The organism is Thalassobium sp. R2A62 (assembly GCF_000161835.1).
GTDB lineage: Bacteria > Pseudomonadota > Alphaproteobacteria > Rhodobacterales > Rhodobacteraceae > Thalassobium.
In genome coordinates this window covers 2855579-2876931 of record NZ_GG697169.2, presented here as the reverse complement: position 1 = coordinate 2876931, position 21353 = coordinate 2855579, and the positions used below count along the sequence as shown (strand labels likewise).

15 protein-coding genes and 1 tRNA gene are annotated in these 21353 nt (G+C 55.3%); 1 reads left to right on the top strand and 15 read right to left on the bottom strand.

The features are described from left to right. Positions 1 to 3 precede the first annotated feature (3 nt). Positions 4 to 633, top strand: coding sequence for a cysteine hydrolase family protein (locus TR2A62_RS14320; protein WP_009158249.1), 630 nt, complete (start codon positions 4 to 6; stop codon positions 631 to 633). Positions 634 to 690: 57 nt separating this feature from the next. On the opposite strand, the gene rpoC is transcribed toward TR2A62_RS14320, so the two are convergent. The 15 genes from rpoC to TR2A62_RS14245 form a co-directional block, all read right to left on the bottom strand. Continuing rightward, on the bottom strand, positions 691 to 4947 hold the full coding sequence (gene rpoC, locus TR2A62_RS14315; RefSeq protein ID WP_009160851.1) for a DNA-directed RNA polymerase subunit beta': 4257 nt from the start codon (positions 4945 to 4947) through the stop codon (positions 691 to 693). 79 nt (positions 4948 to 5026) lie between these two features. Further along, complete coding sequence (gene rpoB, locus TR2A62_RS14310; protein ID WP_009158122.1) at positions 5027 to 9163, bottom strand: DNA-directed RNA polymerase subunit beta; 4137 nt, start codon at positions 9161 to 9163, stop codon at positions 5027 to 5029. Between the two features lie 246 nt (positions 9164 to 9409). Next, a complete protein-coding gene (gene rplL / locus TR2A62_RS14305; RefSeq protein WP_009159070.1) occupies positions 9410 to 9784 on the bottom strand; it encodes a 50S ribosomal protein L7/L12 in 375 nt (124 codons plus the stop codon). Positions 9785 to 9846: 62 nt separating this feature from the next. After that, positions 9847 to 10362: a 50S ribosomal protein L10 gene (rplJ, locus tag TR2A62_RS14300; RefSeq protein WP_040821581.1), complete on the bottom strand. Its 516-nt coding sequence runs from the start codon at positions 10360 to 10362 to the stop codon at positions 9847 to 9849. Positions 10363 to 10622: 260 nt separating this feature from the next. After that, positions 10623 to 11321: a 50S ribosomal protein L1 gene (rplA, locus tag TR2A62_RS14295; RefSeq protein WP_009160721.1), complete on the bottom strand. Its 699-nt coding sequence runs from the start codon at positions 11319 to 11321 to the stop codon at positions 10623 to 10625. Then, positions 11321 to 11746, bottom strand: coding sequence for a 50S ribosomal protein L11 (rplK, locus tag TR2A62_RS14290; protein ID WP_009160107.1), 426 nt, complete (start codon positions 11744 to 11746; stop codon positions 11321 to 11323). Before rplK ends, rplA begins: the two co-directional genes overlap by 1 nt. A 100-nt stretch (positions 11747 to 11846) precedes the next feature. After that, positions 11847 to 12380, bottom strand: a complete 534-nt coding sequence (gene nusG, locus TR2A62_RS14285; RefSeq protein ID WP_009159075.1) for a transcription termination/antitermination protein NusG — start codon at positions 12378 to 12380, stop codon at positions 11847 to 11849. A 203-nt stretch (positions 12381 to 12583) separates the two neighbouring features. Next, positions 12584 to 12784, bottom strand: coding sequence for a preprotein translocase subunit SecE (secE, locus tag TR2A62_RS14280; RefSeq protein ID WP_009159682.1), 201 nt, complete (start codon positions 12782 to 12784; stop codon positions 12584 to 12586). Positions 12785 to 12858: 74 nt separating this feature from the next. Continuing rightward, the gene (locus TR2A62_RS14275; protein ID WP_009160283.1) at positions 12859 to 13761 is read right to left on the bottom strand and encodes a hypothetical protein; all 903 of its coding nucleotides are present in this window, start codon (positions 13759 to 13761) and stop codon (positions 12859 to 12861) included. Positions 13762 to 13782: 21 nt separating this feature from the next. Then, positions 13783 to 13858: transfer RNA gene (locus TR2A62_RS14270), tRNA-Trp, on the bottom strand. A gap of 495 nt (positions 13859 to 14353) precedes the next feature. Then, positions 14354 to 15127 (bottom strand): HpcH/HpaI aldolase/citrate lyase family protein, encoded by a 774-nt coding sequence (locus TR2A62_RS14265; protein ID WP_009158488.1) that lies wholly within the window; start codon positions 15125 to 15127, stop codon positions 14354 to 14356. Then, positions 15127 to 16338 (bottom strand): FAD-binding oxidoreductase, encoded by a 1212-nt coding sequence (locus tag TR2A62_RS14260; protein WP_009159156.1) that lies wholly within the window; start codon positions 16336 to 16338, stop codon positions 15127 to 15129. Before TR2A62_RS14260 ends, TR2A62_RS14265 begins: the two co-directional genes overlap by 1 nt. Further along, a complete protein-coding gene (locus tag TR2A62_RS14255; protein WP_009160897.1) occupies positions 16335 to 18044 on the bottom strand; it encodes a hydantoinase B/oxoprolinase family protein in 1710 nt (569 codons plus the stop codon). Before TR2A62_RS14255 ends, TR2A62_RS14260 begins: the two co-directional genes overlap by 4 nt. A gap of 4 nt (positions 18045 to 18048) precedes the next feature. Continuing rightward, positions 18049 to 20154, bottom strand: a complete 2106-nt coding sequence (locus TR2A62_RS14250; RefSeq protein ID WP_009157966.1) for a hydantoinase/oxoprolinase family protein — start codon at positions 20152 to 20154, stop codon at positions 18049 to 18051. Positions 20155 to 20249: 95 nt separating this feature from the next. Continuing rightward, positions 20250 to 21149: a LysR family transcriptional regulator gene (locus tag TR2A62_RS14245; RefSeq protein WP_040820803.1), complete on the bottom strand. Its 900-nt coding sequence runs from the start codon at positions 21147 to 21149 to the stop codon at positions 20250 to 20252. Positions 21150 to 21353 lie beyond the last annotated feature (204 nt).

Below are 21353 nucleotides of genomic sequence, written 5' to 3'. Positions count from 1 at the left end.
CCTATGGCCAATCTCAACGCAAACGACCGCGCCTTGATCGAGGGAAAACCAGCCCTGATCGTCATCGATATCCAAGCCAGCACATTCATTGATGACAGTGCGGTGCGGTCAATCGACAACATGCCTGGGTACAAAGAACGGATGCTGCTGGCGCGCGACGCGCTTGATGCTGCCCGCGCGGCGGATATACCAGTTATCTTTATCCAAGAAGTGCACCGCCCTGATTTGATCGACTTTGGGCGCGAGCTAGATGGTGACGAAGACATTCATTGCCTCGAAGACAACCCAAAGACCGAAATTGCCGTTAAAGAGATGGACTTTCGTCCGACAGATATCTTGATCCGAAAACGTCGATATTCGGCGTTCTTTGGAACGGACTTTGAAATCATGCTGCGTGGCTTGGGGATCGATAGCTTGATCATGGTCGGTGGCCTGACTGATGTCTGTGTTCACTACACCTTTGCCGATGGACACCAGTCTGACTACTTTTGCCGCGTGATCGAAGATTGCGTTGGAGGATCTAGTTTGGACGCGCACGAGGCATCTTTGCGGGCAATGGAATACCTGCAAACTGGGGCGCGGCGATCGCTCTCGGAAACCCTTGATGCGATGGCGAAGTACGCCAAGATCTAGAACGAAAAAGGCCCCCGCGTTTCCGCAGAGGCCTCTCTCAATTCTTATGACAGTCGCTTAGTCTTCGCGGCTCTCAGGTGTGTCGACGATCATTGTATCGAACTCGTCACCCCCGATGAGGTCTTCTGCCGGTGCCTCGGTCGGAGCAGCAAGGCGCGCGGCCTCTTCTGCTTCTTCGCGGCGTGCGGTCAGTACCACGTTGTCACGCTCTGTTGCGATACGTGTGACACGCTGAGTTGCGCCACCAGTACCCGCTGGGATCAAACGACCCACGATCACGTTCTCTTTGAGACCAACCAGTTTGTCCCGCTTGCCCTGAACCGAAGCTTCGGTCAGCACGCGCGTTGTTTCTTGGAAGGACGCAGCAGAGATGAACGACCGTGTTTGCAGCGATGCCTTGGTGATACCCAAGAGGATCGGCTCACCCTGAGCGAGACGCACGCCTTTGGCGGTTGCTTTCTCGTTCGCGGCGTCAAACTCGGCCTTATCAACGTGCTCACCTTTGAGGAGGGTCGTCTCACCGCTGTCCAGAATTTCCCATTTCTGGAGCATCTGGCGCACGATAACCTCGATGTGCTTGTCGTTGATTTTCACACCTTGCAAACGGTACACGTCTTGCACTTCGTCGATCATATAATCAGCGAGCGCTTCGACACCCATAACCGCAAGAATGTCGTGCGGCGCAGGGTTGCCATCCATAATGTAGTCGCCTTTTTGAACGAAATCGTTCTCGGCTACTGGGATGTGCTTGCCCTTGGGCACCATGTACTCGACCTTGTGATCCGGATCTTCCGAGCTCTCGATCGCGATGCGACGCTTGTTCTTGTAGTCCTTACCAAAGCGCACATAACCATCGATTTCGGCGATGATCGCGTGATCCTTTGGACGACGAGCTTCGAACAATTCAGCAACACGTGGCAGACCACCTGTAATGTCCTTGGTCTTGGCGCCCTCACGCGGAATCCGCGCGACAACGTCACCAGCGAACACAGGATCACCGTCTTCAATCGACAGAACCGCATCAACGGACATCGGATAGGCGACGGGGTTGCCGTCATCCTTGAGCACAGGCTCACCATCCGAACCAACCACGATGATTTTTGGCGCCAGCTCGTTGCCTTTTGGCGCAGAACGCCAGTCGGTTACGATCTTTTGCGTCATACCAGTCGCATCGTCGGTGTCCTCGCGCACAGCGATACCGGCGATCAGGTCAGAGTACTTTGCAGTACCCGCCTTCTCAGCGATGATCGGCAATGTGTAAGGGTCCCACTCGAACATCTTGTCACCACGGGCGATTTTCGCACCGTCTTTGACAAAAACCTTCGAGCCGTAGCCGACTTTGTGGTTCGCCAGTTCCTGACCGTTGTCGTCCATGATCGCCAGAACCATGTTCCGGCCCATGACAACCTGCTCGCCTGCTTGGTTCTCAAGCAAAGTTGCATCACGGAACTCGACTTTACCTTCTTGGCTGGCTTCGAGGAACGATTGTTGGCCACCTTGGGCAACGCCACCAATGTGGAATGTCCGCATCGTCAGCTGTGTACCCGGCTCACCAATCGACTGCGCCGCGATGATACCCACCGCTTCGCCTTGGTTAACCAATGTACCGCGTGCAAGGTCACGACCGTAACAGGCAGCACAGACACCATCGTCTGCTTCACATGTCAGAGGCGAGCGGATGCGCATTTTGGCAACGCCTGCTTCTTCGATTGTGTCTGCCTTGCGCTCGTCGATCAGCTCGCCAGCGGAACAGATAACCTCGTCTGTGCCAGGACGCAGAACGTCATCAGCAGAAACACGGCCCAGAATACGCTCGCCCAAAGACGCAACAACTTCACCATCGTTAACCGCAGCCTCAGCTGTGATTGCACGATCAGTTCCGCAATCGTGCGAACGCACGATACAATCCTGAGCCACGTCAACCAGACGACGTGTCAGATAACCAGAGTTAGCTGTCTTAAGCGCAGTATCCGACAGACCCTTACGGGCGCCGTGGGTCGAGTTAAAGTACTCAAGAACGGTCAGACCTTCCTTAAAGTTCGAGATGATCGGTGTCTCGATGATCTCGCCGTTCGGCTTCGCCATAAGACCACGCATACCGCCCAACTGTTTCATCTGAGTGACCGAGCCACGCGCACCAGAGTGAGCCATCATGTAAACCGAGTTCGGCTCCATTTCAGCACCCGCCTCGTTGCGCTTGGACGCCGAAATCGTGCCCATCATCGCATCGGTGACTTTGTCGTTTGCCTTTGACCATGCGTCGACAACTTTGTTGTACTTTTCACCCTGAGTGATCAGGCCGTCCATGTACTGTTGTTCAAAGTCTTTGACCTGCTCGCGGGTCTCGTCGACGAGTTCCCACTTGGTGTCAGGCACAACCATGTCGTCCTTGCCGAACGAGATGCCAGCCTTGAACGCGTGGCGGAAACCAGCGGTCATGATCTGGTCACAGAAAATCACGGACTCTTTCTGACCACAGTAGCGGTAGACGGTGTCGATGACCTGCTGCACCTCTTTCTTGCGGAGCAAGCGGTTGAGCAGCGCGAATGGCGCCTTGGCGTTGAGCGGCAAGAGCGAACCGAGGATGACGCGGCCAGGCGTCGTGTCAAAACGGACCTGAACTTCGTTACCTTCGTCGTCGATCTGGGGCACACGTGCTTGGATCTTCGAGTGCAAGTGCACCTCGCCAGCGTCGAGAGCGTGCTGCACCTCGTCGATGGATCCGAAGACCATGCCTTCGCCAACCATGCCTTCACGCTCGAGACTGATGTAGTACAGACCCAGAATCATGTCCTGCGAAGGAACAATGATCGGCGCACCGTTTGCAGGCGACAGAACGTTGTTTGTCGACATCATCAGAACACGCGCTTCCAACTGGGCCTCAAGGCTCAGAGGGACGTGAACCGCCATTTGGTCACCGTCAAAGTCGGCGTTAAACGCGGAACACACCAGCGGGTGCAGCTGAATGGCTTTGCCTTCGATAAGAACCGGTTCGAACGCCTGAATACCAAGACGGTGCAGCGTAGGCGCACGGTTCAGCATGACAGGGTGCTCGCGGATAACCTCGTCGAGGATATCCCAAACTTCGGGACGCTCTTTTTCAACGAGCTTCTTGGCTTGCTTGACTGTCGATGACAGACCTTTTGCCTCGAGGCGAGAGTAGATGAACGGCTTGAATAATTCGAGCGCCATCTTTTTGGGTAATCCGCATTGATGCAGCTTCAATTCCGGACCGGTTACAATGACCGAACGACCGGAGAAGTCGACGCGCTTACCCAAAAGGTTCTGACGGAAACGACCCTGCTTACCCTTGAGCATATCGCTCAGGGATTTCAGAGGACGCTTGTTCGCACCTGTGATGACGCGACCACGACGGCCGTTGTCGAACAATGCATCGACAGATTCCTGCAGCATCCGCTTTTCGTTACGAACGATGATGTCAGGTGCGCGCAGTTCGATCAGACGCTTGAGACGGTTGTTCCGGTTGATCACACGACGGTAAAGGTCGTTGAGGTCGGACGTCGCGAAACGGCCACCATCCAGCGGCACCAGCGGGCGCAGCTCTGGCGGGATCACAGGCACAACTGTCAGGATCATCCATTCTGGACGGTTGCCCGACTCGATGAACGATTCAACAATCTTCAGACGCTTGATGATCTTCTTTGGCTTCAACTCACCAGTTGCCTCGGCCAGATCAGCGCGCAGCTGCTCAGCCTCAGATTCCAGATCAATCGCCTGCAGCATCTCGCGGATCGCTTCGGCACCGATGTTCGCTGTGAATGCGTCCATGCCGTATGCGTCTTGTGCGTCGAGGAATTCCTCTTCGGACATCAGCTGACCGTATGTGAGGTCGGTGAGACCCGGCTCGATGACCACGTAGTTTTCAAAGTACAAAATACGCTCGAGGTCACGCAACGTCATATCCAGCATAAGGCCGATGCGCGATGGCAGCGACTTGAGGAACCAGATGTGTGCAACAGGCGAGGCCAGCTCGATGTGGCCCATACGCTCGCGGCGTACCTTTTGCAGCGTAACTTCAACACCGCATTTCTCGCAGACAACGCCGCGATACTTCATGCGTTTGTATTTGCCGCACAGGCATTCGTAATCTTTGATCGGCCCAAAGATACGCGCACAGAACAGACCGTCGCGCTCTGGCTTGAAGGTACGGTAGTTGATGGTCTCTGGCTTTTTGATCTCACCGAACGACCACGACAGGATGCGTTCCGGGGAGGCCAAAGAGACCTTGATTTCGTCAAATGTTTTCGCCGGTGTGAGCGGGTTAAACGGGTTGTTTGTCAGTTCCTGGTTCATTTTCAAATCCTTGAAAGGGGCACGTTGGGAAACAAGCGGGGGCGCGGGTCTGCGCCCCCATTCACGGGGTTAGACCCCGTTATTCGTCTTCCACCGTATCCAGGAGTTCCATGTTGAGGCCGAGGCCCCGGACTTCTTTCACGAGCACGTTGAACGACTCTGGGACACCAGCCTCAAAGTTGTCCTCGCCTTTGACGATGCTTTCATAGACTTTCGTCCGTCCAGCAACGTCGTCCGACTTGACCGTCAGCATCTCTTGCAGCGTGTATGCCGCGCCATATGCCTCAAGCGCCCAGACTTCCATCTCACCGAAACGCTGACCACCGAACTGGGCTTTACCACCCAGCGGCTGTTGCGTCACAAGGCTGTATGGGCCTGTCGAACGAGCGTGGATTTTGTCGTCCACAAGGTGATGCAGCTTCAGCAGGTACTTGATGCCGACGGTGACAGGGCGTGCAAACTGCTCGCCTGTGCGCCCGTCAAACAGAACCGACTGACCGCTCTCAGAGAAACCAGCACGTACCAGCGCGTCGTTCACATCCGCTTCTTTTGCACCGTCAAAGACGGGCGTCGCGATTGGAACACCACGTGCCACGTTACCAGCCGCCTCAAGCAACTGACCTTTGTCCATACCTGCGATGCCTTCGTCATAGACGTCGTCACCATAGGCGATCTTCATCGCGTCACGCACAGGTGTGAGATCGCCAGAACGGCGGAATTCACCCAGAGCGTCGTCAATCTGGATACCCAGACCACGTGCCGCCCAACCCATGTGAGTTTCGAGAATTTGACCGACGTTCATACGCGATGGAACACCGAGCGGGTTCAGAACGAAATCGACCGGAGTACCGTCAGCAAGGAACGGCATGTCCTCCATTGGTACCACTTTCGAAATCACACCTTTGTTGCCGTGACGACCGGCCATCTTGTCGCCTGGCTGAAGCTTACGCTTCACAGCAACAAAGACTTTGACCATTTTCATCACGCCCGGAGGCAGATCGTCGCCGCGGCGCACTTTCTCGACTTTGTCCTCGAAACGAGCGTCCAAGGCACGCTTTTGCGCCTCGTATTGCTCGTTCATGGCCTCGACGATTTGAGCGTCACCCTCTTCTTTCAGGGCGAACATCCACCAATGGCTGCGTGGTGTCTCTTCCAGCAGGTCAGCGTCCACAGTTGTGTTCGCCTTCATGCCTTTAGGACCTTTGACAGCCACTTTGCCCATCAGCTGATCGCGCAGACGTGCATAGATGTTGCGATCCAGGATCGCCATCTCGTCGTCGCGGTCTCGGGCAAGGCGCTCGACCTCTTCACGCTCGATCTGCAACGCACGTTCGTCTTTTTCGACGCCGTGACGGTTAAAGACACGAACCTCAACGATCGTACCAAAGTCACCCGGTGGCAAACGCAACGACGTGTCACGCACGTCGGATGCTTTCTCACCAAAGATGGCACGGAGGAGCTTCTCTTCCGGTGTCATCGGGCTTTCGCCTTTTGGTGTGATCTTACCTACGAGGATGTCCGCTGGACCAACTTCGGCGCCGATATACACGATGCCAGCCTCGTCAAGGTTGCGCAGAGCTTCTTCGCCAACGTTTGGAATATCACGGGTGATTTCCTCTGGGCCGAGCTTGGTGTCACGAGCAGCGACTTCAAACTCTTCGATGTGGATCGAAGTAAAGACGTCGTCGCGTGTGATACGCTCGGAAATCAGGATCGAGTCCTCATAGTTGTAGCCGTTCCAAGGCATAAACGCGACGACCACGTTTTTACCCAGAGCCAATTCACCGATGTCCGTGGATGGACCATCAGCAATAACTTCGCCCTTTTGAACAGTGTCACCCACCTTCACCAGCGGACGCTGGTTGATACAGGTGTTCTGGTTCGAACGCTGGAACTTGCGCATGCGGTAGATATCAACGCCTGGATCACCGACTTCGAGATCGTGGGTCGCACGTACAACGATACGGGCCGCATCAACTTGGTCAATAATACCTGCACGTTTCGCCATGATTGCCGCACCAGAATCGCGTGCCACAACTTCTTCGATACCGGTACCCACCAATGGGGCCTCGGCCTGAAGCAGTGGAACCGCCTGACGTTGCATGTTCGATCCCATCAGCGCGCGGTTCGCGTCGTCGTTCTCGAGGAACGGGATCAGCGAGGCCGCAACCGAGACCAACTGCTTGGGTGAAACGTCGATCAGATCAACGCTCTCGGACGCCGCCAACATGTAGTCACCGGACTGACGTGTAGAGACTAGCTCGTTTACGAACTTGCCGTTCTCGTCCAAATTCGCGTTCGCCTGCGCAACAGTGTGGCGCATCTCTTCGGTCGCAGACATGTACTGGACTTCGTCGGTTACAACGCCGTTCTCAACCTTGCGGTATGGCGTTTCGATAAAGCCGTACTTGTTCACACGCGCGAATGTAGCGAGCGAGTTGATCAGACCAATGTTCGGACCTTCCGGTGTCTCAATCGGACACATACGACCGTAGTGCGTTGGGTGCACGTCGCGCACCTCAAAGCCAGCACGCTCGCGGGTCAAACCGCCTGGGCCCAATGCAGAGAGGCGGCGCTTGTGCGTCACTTCGGACAGTGGGTTGGTTTGGTCCATGAACTGCGACAGCTGGGACGAGCCAAAGAACTCGCGAACCGCAGCAGCAGCTGGTTTCGCATTGATCAGATCCTGAGGCATGACAGTGTCGATCTCTACCGACGACATACGCTCTTTGATCGCGCGCTCCATGCGGAGCAGACCAACGCGGTACTGGTTTTCCATCAGCTCGCCAACAGAACGAACACGACGGTTGCCGAGGTGGTCGATATCGTCGATATCGCCGCGGCCGTCGCGCAGATCAACCAGCGCCTTGATGCAGGACACAATGTCCTCTTTGCGCAGTGTCCGTTGAGTATCCTCAGCATCCAAAGCCAAACGCATGTTCATTTTCACACGACCAACGGCCGAGAGATCATAACGCTCGCTGTCAAAGAACAGGCTGTCGAACAATGTCGATGCCGCATCAACGGTGGGCGGCTCGCCCGGACGCATCACGCGGTAGATGTCCATGAGAGCAGTTTCGCGGCTCATGTTTTTGTCGTTCGCCATGGTGTTACGCATGTACGGACCGACGTTGACGTTATCGATGTCCAAAACAGGTATCGTTGTCACGTCGTTGTCGACCAACTCTTTGAGCGAACCGCCGATGACTTCGCCATCTTTGTCCATCTCAAGCGTCAGCTCGTCTCCAGCTTCGACGTAAATCGCGCCGTTCTCTTCGTTGATGATGTCCTTGGCTACGAATTTGCCAACGATCTGATCATAAGGCAGCAGCAATTCTGTCACCGCACCTTCGTCGATCAATTTCTTTACCGCACGTGGCGTGACTTTCTTGCCTGCTTCCGCAATCACTTCACCGGTTTTCGCGTCTACCAGATCATAGATCGGGCGAGTGCCGCGTACACGCTCAGGGAAGAACTTGGTGACCCAACCTTTGTTCTTCTGATAGGAGTAATCGACGGTGTTGTAATACGCGTCCATGATGCCTTCTTGGTCGAGACCAAGCGCATAGAGAAGCGTCGTTACCGGCAGTTTCCGGCGACGGTCGATACGTGCGAACACGAGATCCTTGGCATCGAATTCGAAATCCAACCAAGAACCACGGTACGGGATGATCCGGCATGCAAAGAGCAATTTGCCCGACGAGTGGGTTTTACCCTTATCGTGGTCAAAGAAGACGCCCGGCGAACGGTGCATCTGGGATACGATCACGCGCTCGGTGCCGTTCACGACGAACGTACCGTTTGGCGTCATCAAAGGCATGTCGCCCATGAACACGTCTTGTTCTTTGATGTCTTTGACCGACTTGGCGCCTGTGTCCTCGTCAATATCAAACACGATCAAGCGCAGCGTCACCTTGAGCGGCGCGCTGTACGTCATGTCGCGCTGCATGCACTCTTCGACGTCGTATTTCGGTTTTTCAAGTTCGTACTTTACGAACTCGAGTACGGCTGTCTCGTTGAAGTCTTTGATCGGGAATACCGACTGAAACACACCTTTGATACCTTCGCCATCGAGTGGCGCGAGTTGATCACCGGATTTCAGGAACAGCTCATAAGATGCTTTTTGCACCTGAATGAGGTTCGGCATTTCTAGAACTTCACGGATTTTACCGTAATATTTGCGCAAGCGTTTCTGACCTAGGAAGGACTGAGCCATGTGCGTCGTCACCTTTCAAATCTCTATGACAGAACGCCGGTGGGTCTCGGCATTCTCTCATCTGAGAACGGATATCAGTTTCGGCCAATTCGTGGTGCCCGTCCCAAAGGGCACCTCCCGACCATGAAACCTATCCAAAAAGACGCCAAACCCGTTGACCCCTATTAAGACAGGTGCGGCTGGACCAAGGTTTCCCCTGATCCAGCCATGTTTTGTTGGACCAACGCGGCGGTCCAGACGACCGACTTAGGCCAGCTCGACTTCTGCGCCAGCTGCTTCCAGCTTGCCCTTGATGTCTTCTGCTTCGGCTTTGTCGACGCCTTCTTTGATCTTGCCGCCAGCTTCAACGAGGTCTTTGGCTTCTTTGAGGCCCAGACCAGTGATGCCGCGAACTTCTTTGATCACGTTGATTTTCTGAGCGCCAGCGTTCTTGAGAACAACGTCAAACTCAGTTTTCTCTTCTGCAGCTGCACCGCCAGCGTCGCCGCCGCCAGCCACCATTACTGCGCCGCCAGCTGCGGGCTCGATGCCATACTCGTCTTTGAGGATGGTTTTCAGTTCTTGTGCTTCGAGAAGGGTAAGACCAACGATCTCTTCAGCAAGTTTCTTCAGATCAGCCATTATACTGTTTCCGTTCTTTCTAGATGTGTTCCAACGTTTCGCAATTCAACAAAACGAAGGTCTTAAGCTGCTGCTTTGTCCTCTACGGTAGACAAAATGCTCGCGATGTTGCTTGCAGGCGCGCCAATGGCACCGGCGATGTTCGAGGCAGGCGCACCAATACAGCCAACGATAGAAGCAATAAGCTCCTCGCGGGATGGCATTGCTGCGACGGCTTTAACACCGGCGACGTCCAACGCATTCTCACCCATAGCACCGCCAAGGATTTGCAACTTTTCGTTGCCCTTGGAGAATTCCTGAACCACTTTGGCTGCTGCCACAGGGTCTTCGGAATAGGCGAGAACGGTCATGCCCGTCAGGTATTCAGCGATGCTTGCGCAAGGCTTACCTTCAAGGGCGATCTTGGCGAGCTTGTTTTTGGCAACGCGAACTGCACCACCCGCTTCACGCATTTGCGCGCGCAGGTCTTGCATCTCAGCAACTGTCAGACCTTCGTAGTGGCTAACCACAACGACGCCAGAGCTTTCAAAGATTTGGCCGAGATCGTCGACCAACTGTTCTTTTTGTGCTCTATCCACAGTTTCACTCCAAAATTGGAAGGGATATCCCTTCCGGCTCAGTTTGATCCCCACCAAAGCAGGGACCGTTTCGGGTCCAATTTCAGGGTCCCGAGGCCACGATCGCCCGAGGTTGCCCTCGGAAATCTCGTCTCGTTTCCCATCTCAGGAAGGAATTATTCAGATTGCTCTGAACCCTCCGTCTCGGACAGAACGAAGCCGATTGCCTGGCTCCGCTAAATGGCCCCCGCGAACGGGAACCAAATTCTTATGCAGCAGGCTTAGTTGCCTGTTGCGGAATCCACGGCGATCGTGACGCCTGGGCCCATTGTCGAAGAAAGGCAAACCTTCTTCATGTAGGAACCCTTAGAGCCCGATGGTTTGGCTTTTTGAACAGCGCCGACAAACGACAGAATGTTCTCTTCCAGCTGCTTAGCTGTGAAGGACGCTTTGCCAACGCCGGCGTGAACCACACCAGCTTTTTCGACTTTGAACTGAACTTCGCCGCCCTTCGCTGCTTCAACAGCTTCTTTGACGTCCATAGTCACTGTACCGATCTTCGGGTTTGGCATCAGGTTGCGTGGACCCAAAACCTTACCCAGACGACCAACGATAGGCATCATGTCTGGTGTTGCGATGCAGCGATCGAATTCGATCTTGCCGCCTTGGACGACTTCCATCAGATCCTCTGCACCAACAATGTCAGCACCCGCCGCTTTGGCTTCGTCTGCTTTGTCGCCGCGTGCGAACACAGCCACACGCATGGTTTTGCCTGTGCCGTTTGGCAGAGCAACCGTGCCGCGAACCATCTGGTCTGCGTGACGTGGGTCAACACCGAGGTTCACAGAGATCTCGATAGTCTCGTCGAACTTGGCTTTTGCGTTGTCTTTAACCAGTGCAACCGCTTCGGCGACTGTGACGTCTGCTTTGCCTGCGAATGCCTCGCGAGCTGCAGTTGTGCGTTTTCCGAGCTTAGCCATTACTTCACCTCAATGCCCATAGACCGTGCCGAGCCGAGGATGATCTGCATCGCGGCTTCTACGGTGTTTGCGTTGAGGTCCTTCATTTTGGCCTCTGCGATTTCCCGGACCTGCTTGGACGTTACCGTACCAACAATCTCACGCGATGGGTTGTTTGCACCCGACTTCACCTTGGCCGCCTTCTTCAGGAAGTAGGACGCAGGTGGTGTCTTGATGTCCATCGAGAACGATTTGTCCTGGTAGTATGTGATCACGGTCGGGCAAGGTGCGCCTGGCTCGAGTTCCTGTGTCTTGGCGTTGAACGCCTTACAGAATTCCATGATGTTGATGCCGCGCTGACCCAGTGCTGGGCCTACGGGCGGGGATGGGTTGGCTTGACCTGCAGGAACCTGCAGCTTCATCGTGCCAGCGATTTTCTTGGCCATGGGGCCTCTCCTTTTTCAACACCCTCGGGACGCGTCCCTCGGGTTCTTGGTTGTGTGGTCCGGATTGCCGTTCGCGAACGACGCCCCTCCCACATGCACATCAGATCTCTTTGACGACCTGTGTGAATTCCAGCTCGACCGGAGTAGCCCGGCCAAAGATCGATACCGTCACCTTGAGGCGCAGGTTCTCTTCGTCGACTTCTTCGACCATGCCGTCGAAATCTTCGAATGGACCGTCAGCAACCTTAACCTTTTCGCCCACTTCAAAGTGGATGAGCGTGCGCGGGCTCTCTTCGCCTTCCTGCACGCGGTTCAGGATCTGGTTCACTTCTGCGTCCCGCATTGGCATCGGGCGCCCCTGAGGGCCCAAGAAACCCGTGACGCGGTTGATTGAGTTCACGAGATGATAGCCTTCGTCAGACATCTCCATGTGGACGAGAACATAGCCCGGCATAAAGCGACGCTCAGCGGTCACTTTCTTGCCACGCCGAATCTCGATGACCTCTTCTGTAGGCACCAAAACTTCGTCAATCTGGTCCTGAAGCTCAGCTTCTTCGACAGATGTTCTGATTTGCTCGGCAATCTTTTTCTCGAAGTTCGAGAGTACGCTTACCGAATACCACCGTTTCGCCATCTGTGTCTCAACTCCGTGCGACGGATCCCCTGAACAATCAACGGATCAGTTTTATTCAAATTCATCAGATGCTTAGGCCATCAAATCCTCAATTTTCCCGCAGAACAAAAATCGGCGCGCAACACGATTCGCCGCACGCCCCTGAGGAAAGTCCGCCGCATGTACCCCCAAGTGCCTGAAACATCAAGGGGGTAGTTGGCAGATCAGCTACCGAAAAATCCGAGAACGCCCTGCAGACCGGACCGAATGATCAAGTCTACGATGCTAAAGAAAACCGCTGTCAACGCGGCCATGATGAACACCATGATCGTTGTCAAAACCACTTCGCGACGGGTTGGCCAGACAACTTTGCTGACTTCGGCACGAACTTCGTTGATGAACTGGATAGGGTTAGTACGGGCCATCTGCGCTGTCCTTTGATCTCGTAGATGGCGACATACGCCGCGCGGCGCGGGTTTTCAAGGGGCCGCGCAGTGACTCATCCGTTCGGCTCTAACACCGTTACACCCTTGATCGCCTTGATCCTGTCGATGTCCCGCGCATAGATCGCGCTAGATGCGGCCAAGGCGTCTGCATCATAGGGCGCAAACTTGGGATACTCTGCCGAAACAGGATAGGTCTCGCGGGCCTGTTCGGCGGACTTGGGGTCACCGTTCTTTTCGAACCATTCCAATGCAATCTCGACCGCCTTTACCGACAAGCCCTGATGCAGTGGTGCCTGAAACGGATCAATCATTGGCCCCAGCTTCCAGCGCAACATACGCCGCCAAATCAGCCGCAACACATCGTGGTAGTCTTCGTATCGCCATACGAACACCTTGGAGATTCCGTCGATCGCTGTAATCCGGCGCACTAGATGCGACCAATCAATGTCTTGTGGTGCGACAGTCCGGTTGTAGGCCTGCCATGACATAGGCCGACCAGAGAACAACTTTTGACTATAGGCTGACATGATAAACTGCGCAGGGTCACGTACACCCAAGAAGATCTGTAGCTTGTGCGGCGCGATATTCTCGACCAACTGGCTGAGGTATCCCACGGTCTTGGGATAAAGAGGAATGTCCAGCGTCCGACTGCCACGGTGCAATGCACCTATGAAATTCTCTTCGGACACGACCACACGCGCATTACCCCGCGCCATTTCTTCCAACTTTTCACGTCCGGTCCAGTTGCGTTTGTCGATATATCTATCATCGACCGCGAACAGATGGCGCGGGCTCTGGTACGGCTTTCTCAGATAGTTCGGCCCGTAATAAACAATGCCCGCATCACGCAACAGTTTCCGATTCACTTGCAGCGTCTTCTGCATGTGTGTCGTCGCAGTTTTATGCGCACCGATATGAAGCGCCAACGTGATCTGTTCGGGAGAAGTGTCAGGCATAGACATGCGCCTTTGGTCGGCTGGCAGGGGCTGAGGGACTCGAACCCACGACCCTCGGTTTTGGAGACCGATGCTCTACCAACTGAGCTAAACCCCTATGCCAGATTTCCGGATATGACACTCGCCATAGGGAATCAAGAGAGCATTTACGGAATCCCGCAATCAACTGTGCCTTTCGCACGTCTCTCTTTTTGAACTGCGACAAAATCAAATGCCCCGTAACCCACTCTTACCTTGGCCCAAGGCTAGCATCGCGGTTGCGTTGACGACAATCACAATCAAAGGGCAGGCCCAGATGCGCAGCGTCGATGATTTTGCGAATGCCCAATAGGACGATCTCGACGAAGCCGTGCTGGCACGCGTGGCCCGAGTGCCGACCATGCTAACCTAGCTCGAACAACGGCTCTATATGTGGCTGACGATTCTCGAGCGCGCGCAGACGCTACAGAGAATTTGGCGCCGGCTTTCGGATCAAACGCGCCATGGCCGCCGTCCGTGCCAACCCTGGCAAATGGATCAGCTGGGAAATGTCGCCGCCGCCCTAAATCGAGCGCGAGACCACCAGACCGCGGTCCTTAGCTTAACACCTAAATCAGCCGAGGCCGCTTTTGACCGTGGCCAGCAGATGGTCAGACGCCTTGGCCAACAGGCTTGCATCGGTACCACAGGCAACAAAGGTGAAGCCTTCGTTCAGCAACTCGCTCGCAAAAGCCGGATCAAGAACCAATGTGCCGACTGGAATGCCCCGCGCGATTAGCTTTTGTGCCGCCGGTTTGATCAACGCCCAAACTTCGGGGTCCATCGGTTTGCCAACTTTGCCAATGTCTGCCGCGATGTCACCCGGACCAAAAAATATGCCATTCACACCGTCGACTGTCGCAATAGCCTCGGCCTGTTCGACGGCGGCTAGAGTTTCGAGTTGCAATAGCACGGTCGTCTGGTCTTCGACACGTGCGACATAGTCTGTGATCCGGCCGAACTTGGTCGCGCGAGTGGCGCCTGCGACGCCTCGAACCCCGCGTGGCGGATACCGAGTCGCAGCGATTGCCTGTTCCGCCTCTTCCACGGACTGGATCATCGGGAAAAGAATGCCGGGTGCGCCCAAATCCAACAGGCGTTTTACCGCGACCGTATCGTTCCACTCGACCCTGACGATCGCGGTGGTATCGCTCGCGGCATAGGCCTGAAGCTGCCCCAGAACGCTTTGATAGTCATTCGGGCTATGCTCCATATCGACCAAGGCCCAATCATACCCAGCGGGGGCTGTCACATCGGCCACAAAGTTGCTGCACAATGTGATCCAAAGGCCAATCAGTTTGTCCCCACGGCCCAGCGCGGCGGTGAACGCGTTTGGTTTCAGTTTCATCAGATGATCGCCTTCTCAATGATTTTGCGTCCTGCGGGAATACGGTCAAAATGGAACTGAGTCATGTCTAAGGTCTGACACTTGCCGTGGACCATGATCTCGGCTGTCCCGCGTCCCATCGCAGGCGATTGCTGCAAACCATGTCCAGAAAATCCATTGAGAAAGAAGAAATTCTCGACCTCCATATGTGGACCCATAATCGCGTTGTGATCAAATGTGTTCATCGAATAGTGCCCAGCCCATTCAGACTGCACCTTGATCGCTTCGAACTGAGGGATACGCGTGGCAAGTATTGGCCAGACGTGGTTCTCCCAGGTACTGTGATCCATGACAAAGTCATCGTACTCGACTGCCGGATCAATCTCAGAATGCCCACCACACTGATAGGTGCCGCCACCGTTTTCCCGCACGTGAACACCTGAGGGGTCAATTGTCAGCGGCAGATCACGGTCCAACGGCTGTTCCGCCGAGAAAATCCACGAATACCGTTTGCGCGGCTCCACAGGTATGGTGATCCCAGCCATCTGTGCTGTTCGTGCGGCCCTAGGGCCCGACGCGTTCAAAAGCTGACCACAGGCTATCACGTCGCCAGATTGCAGCGTGACGCTCTCAACACGCGTGCCTGCCGCATTCTTGGTGATCGCAACCACTTCGTTTTCAACATATTCAACACCACGTTCGCGGGCAGACTTGCGCCACCAGTCAAACACGGCAGTGGCATCCCAGTATCCTTCGTCCACCAGATTGATCGAACCCAGAACAATGTCATCGACGTTATAGAACGGATACGCGGCCTTGATCTGTTCCGGCGTCATCAGCTGCGTTCCAGCGCCCGCTGCGACCTGTACTTCACGGCTTTCGCGCAGCACGTCGGCAAAACCCTCGTTGTCAGCGAGATACATGTAGCCAAACGACCGGATGGACAGATCGGGCACTCGGTCATCATCGCCCATATAGCGCGGCAGGTTTTTGACAAAGTCCGCAGCGAATTGACTGATCCGTACATTCAAATCACCCGAGAACTGCTGCCGCATGCAGGAATTGGTGTGCATGGTCGACGTGTTCTCGTAGCTTAGATCACGATCAACGACCAAAACCGTGCCATCAAAGTCTTTATCGTCCGACAAAAACCACGCAGCAGACGCCCCCATCATAGCCCCACCGACAATGACCACGTCATAGGATGTGTTCTTTGGCGTTTGCGTTGTCATATTGCGTCCCCTCGTGCGACTGCCGCCTCAACTTCTTCGATATCGGCACGTGAAAGATTGTAGTCATCTGCGGCGGTTTCAGCCGAAATGTAACCCCGTGCGAGGTCGCGCTTGACCTGTTCGATGGGCCGCTCGGACGGATCGCCGTAGCCAGCGCCACCCGGGAACGCCATGACGACACGGCGCCCATGCGCGACAAATTGTTTGCCTTTGCCATTCATAGGACCACCGGCGTCTTGGGCGATTGTCGTCGGCGCACCTGCCTGACCTCCACGTCGCCCGCGCGCAGGGTGATCTACGCGATCAAACATCGCTTGGATGTCGAACTCGTGCCCTTCTTGTGCACCGACCTCCATGTATTGCCCTAGACCGCCACGAGTGCGGCCCGCCCCACCTGAATCCGGTCGCAGTTCTTTGCGCCAAATAATCACAGGGCCCGCATGTTCGGTGGCTTCGATCGGCATCGTCATGACGCCCGATGGAAAGGCCGTCGCGTTCAGGCCGTCATGTTCAGGGCGCGCCCCCGAGCCACCGGAATTAAAGGTGAGCACTTCTGACCGCCGCGCGCCTGCGGGTGCCGGTGCATCGGTGCGCGGTCGCAAGGAAACTTGAAAATTACACAAACATCCCGCGCCCTCAGCTGGCACCAGGCCCGGTACGATTTTGTCAAATGCATCATAGACCGCGTCCGGAACAAAGTGTCCAACGATATGGCGAAGCGCGACAGGTGCGGGATGCAGCGCGTTCACAATCGAATTTTCAGGCGCCTCAATTTCAAACGGCGCGAGCGACGCAGCATTGTTCGGGATCTCAGGCGCGATTGCCACCTTCAGCGCATAGCACGCATAGGCCTTGGCATAGACCAACGGGCAGTTGATCCCCTTCTTGTCGAGCCCTGATGAGCCTTCGAAATTCGATATGATCTTGTCGCCTTGGACGCTGACTTTGACCTTGAGCGTGATTGGCGTTTCAAAGCCGTCCATCGTCATCTCGCCTGCCGCCGATTTCTGAGGCAGCTCCGCAATTCTCTCAATCGTTGCGCGCCGCGAATTTTCAAGAATGAAGGTCGCGATCCCATTCAGATCTGTCAGCGCGAACTCTTCCATCATGTCGATCAAACGGCGATGCCCGATCTCGTTGCATGTGGTCAGGGCATAGATATCCCCGATCAATTGGTCCGGCTCGCGCACGTTGCCGCGAATAATGCGGGTCAGCGTTTCATCGACGGTCCCGCGATCCGCGAACTTCATGATCGGGATATAGAGCCCTTCTTCATAGACCGAATGTGCATCCGCACCGAACCCACGCCCACCAATGTCCACGATATGTGCCGTGCAGGCAAAAAACCCCACCAAAGCCCCGCGATGAAAGGACGGCGTGACCATCGTAATGTCGTGCAAATGGCCGGTGCCTTCCCACGGATCATTCGTGATGTAGACGTCACCATCCTGGATGTTCTCACGTCCGATCCGACGAATGAAATGTGCAACAGCATCTGCCATTGCATTGACGTGCCCCGGCGTCCCAGTAACCGCTTGGGCCAGCATCTGTCCGTCGACGTCATAGACGCCCGCCGACAGATCACCCGCCTCGCGAACGGATGTTGAAAAGGCGGTGCGCACCAAGGCTTGGGCCTGCTCTTCGACCACCGATATCAGGCGGTTCCACATGACTTGGTAGGCGACTTTGGAATGTTCAGGTGTCATGATCTTATCCCTCCACGTTCTTTGATGCGCCCGTGGGGCGAAGGACAACGTCGATGCATCCGTCCGGCTGACAGATCGCGTCTCGGCTGGCTGGCACAATGATCGTCGTCTCGTCTTCGATCACCGCCACGGGACCAGTGGCCCGCTCGCCCGCAGCCATGCCAAAGCGTTCAATGATCTGTGTGTCGAGGTATTTGCCCGCAGCCGCGTCAAAAAGATCGCGCTGCCCGATTGCCGTGGCGGTGCCTGATCCATCAGCTTCACCAATACGCGGGACCTGTTCAGGTGGCGTGGTGGCATTGACGGACCAGACTGTGATTTCGATATCCATACCCTCAACCGGACGACCAAATAGTTTGGAATAATCTTCGATGAACCGCGCCTCGAACGCCGCCTCGTCTGGGTTCATGGCTTGCTCTTCGGTCAGCTCGATCGGGATTTCCCAACCTTGACCCGTGTAGCGCATGTAGACTTTGAATTCTGACAGGATGGGGCTGACAGCGTCACAGGTACGCACAAATCCAGTTGCCTCTGTCTTTAGGTCCGTCAAAAGAGACTTGATCCTGTCGCCGTCAAAATCCGAAAGCTTCATATAGACGGACCGGTTCGCCTCAAAACTAAAGGGCGCGCGCAGGAACCCAATGGCTGATCCCACCCCTGCCCCCGGCGGAACCAACAAACGTTCCACCCCCAGTTTTTCACAGAGCCGCCCCGCGTGCAGTGGCGCGGCACCACCAAAGGCAATCATCGTATATTCTGACAGGTCTTCGCCATTCTCGACCGCATGAACACGGGCCGCATTAGCCATGTTTTCGTCGACGACTTCTGCGACCCCAAAGGCCGCTTCGACCGCATCCATATCCAGCGTGTCACCCACATGATCGGACAGCGCAGACTTTGATTCTTCCGGATGCAGCTTGATTGATCCACCAGCAAAGTTGTCGGGGTCCAGTTTGCCCAGAACAAGATCGGCATCCGTCACACCAGGGCGCTCACCACCACGACCGTAGCAGGCAGGTCCGGGTTCAGAGCCTGCGCTTTCTGGACCAACGCGAATTTGGCGCATCGCGTCGACATGGGCCAACGATCCGCCTCCGGCGCCGATTTCAACCATATCGATCACGGGGATCGAGATGGGCATACCCGACCCTTTCTTGAACCGATATGTGCGGGCCACCTCAAATACACGTGACGTTTTGGGTGTCTGGTTTTTGATCAAACAAATCTTGGCCGTCGTGCCGCCCATATCGAAGGACAGCACTTTGTCCAACCCATAGCGCCCAGCGATATGAGCCGCGAAGACGGCCCCGCCGGCTGGGCCAGATTCGACCAAACGTACAGGAAATTCAGCCGCGTTCTGGATCGAGATAATCCCACCACCAGAGTGCATAAGAAAAATGCGGCAGGCCACGCCTTCAGTCTTCAACCGGTCTTCAAGACGCCCCAGATAAGACGCCATTAATGGCTTGATATACGCGTTCGCAACAACCGTGTTGAACCGCTCATATTCACGCATTTGGGGCGACACTTCGGAAGAAATCGACACCGCAACGTCAGGTATCTTTTCACCAAGAATATCGCGCATTAGCTCTTCGTGTGTGGGGTTCAGATAGGAATGGATCAACCCAACAGCGACACTCTCAAAGCCTGCCTTGGCGATCTTGTCTACCACAGCTTCGACCTCAGATCGGTCGATATCAACCAACACGTCACCGTTTGCATCAATCCTCCCACCAACAGTGAACCGCATCTGACGCGGCAACAAAGGATCGGGCAGATTGAGGTTCAGATCATATTGCTCGAACCGCGACTCTGTTCGCATCTCGATGACATCACGAAATCCCTCGGTCGTGATCAGAGCCGTCTTTGCACCGCGCCGTTCAATCAACGCGTTTGTCGCAAGCGTTGTTCCATGAATGATCTGGCCAATATGCGACGGGTCCACCCCGGCCTTGGCGCAAACCTGATGCATGCCGTCAATGATCGCATCTTCTGGCGCGGTATAGGTAGTCAGCACTTTGGTAGAATACGTCTCACTACCCTTTTCCAAAACAACGTCCGTAAACGTGCCGCCGATATCGACGCCAAGGCGAATGGAAACTTCTGACATGGGGCGCTCCTGCGATGTGCTACATCCGCAAGTGACCTGAAACCTAACCAACAATCAAATCGATTAAATTTTACACCTCGATCACTTTTTTCGATCTATTGGGGTTGCATCGCGACGTGCGCGATCTCGGCTGCTTTCCCGACAAAGCGCGCAGACCGCGCGGGCGCATAGCGCGCAAAAAATGACAGCGGCTCGGGCAACCAATCCGTTTGGATCAAGTGCAAATCACCCGCAGCGATCTCAGCAGCAACGAGACGTTCGGGCAGCATCGCAGCGCCCAACCCCTCTAGCACCATCGGGACACAGGCAGACAATGCGCTGGAATGCACAATCCGGTCTCGGCGCAGGCCCTGCTCGGCCGCGATACTGTGAAGCGCAGCACAGGCCTGGGTATGCTTTGCATGGGTGAGAATGGTCTGTTCAAACAGCGCGGCCAAGGATGGCGCAGTGCCTACGGCCTTGATCACATCAGAATTCGCGGCCCAGCAATAGCGCTCCTGCCCCAACGCATCGCTCGCGAACGACTTTGATTTGAACGGCCCAGTTTGAAGCGCCAGATCAAGCTGCCCCTCCATCAATCGGGCATCAATCGCGATCGAAAGATCGACCTCTAGCTGAATGCGAAGTTTAGGGTACGCATCTCTCATCAATCGCAAAAACCGCTGTAGCCACGTGCACGCCACAAGCTCGGTCACGCCCAGCCTTAGGGTCTCTTCAATCAACTCCTGACGTCCCGCTTCAACAATCAGCGCTTCTCCCGCCCACAAGACGTCTCGCGTCTTCAAGAGCAGCCTTTCACCGTCAACGGTCAATCGGACAGAACCCGCGTCTCTGATCAGCAGCGACACATCAAGAGCCGTCTCTAGCGCCGTGATACGGGCAGATATGTTGGGTTGCGTTGTCCCCAGCGCCGCCGCAGCCGCGCGAAACGTGCCCGTATCGACGACAAAGGCAAACGCTTCTAGCTGTTTGAGCGTAATCTGGCTCTTGATCATATTTGGGTCACCGATCGAAATGATTGATCCTATTGGTACGTGTTCCCCAAGCTCGAGCAAGGTCTTTCCGCAAATGGCGATGCTGATAGAAACTCGGATTTCGCGCTGTCGCGTGAACCCCGATTTCTGCTTCTGACGACCTTTGCGGCGATCTGTCGAGTAGGAAGCACTAGACTGCGACCACTAAAACAGCTTGAACTTGCC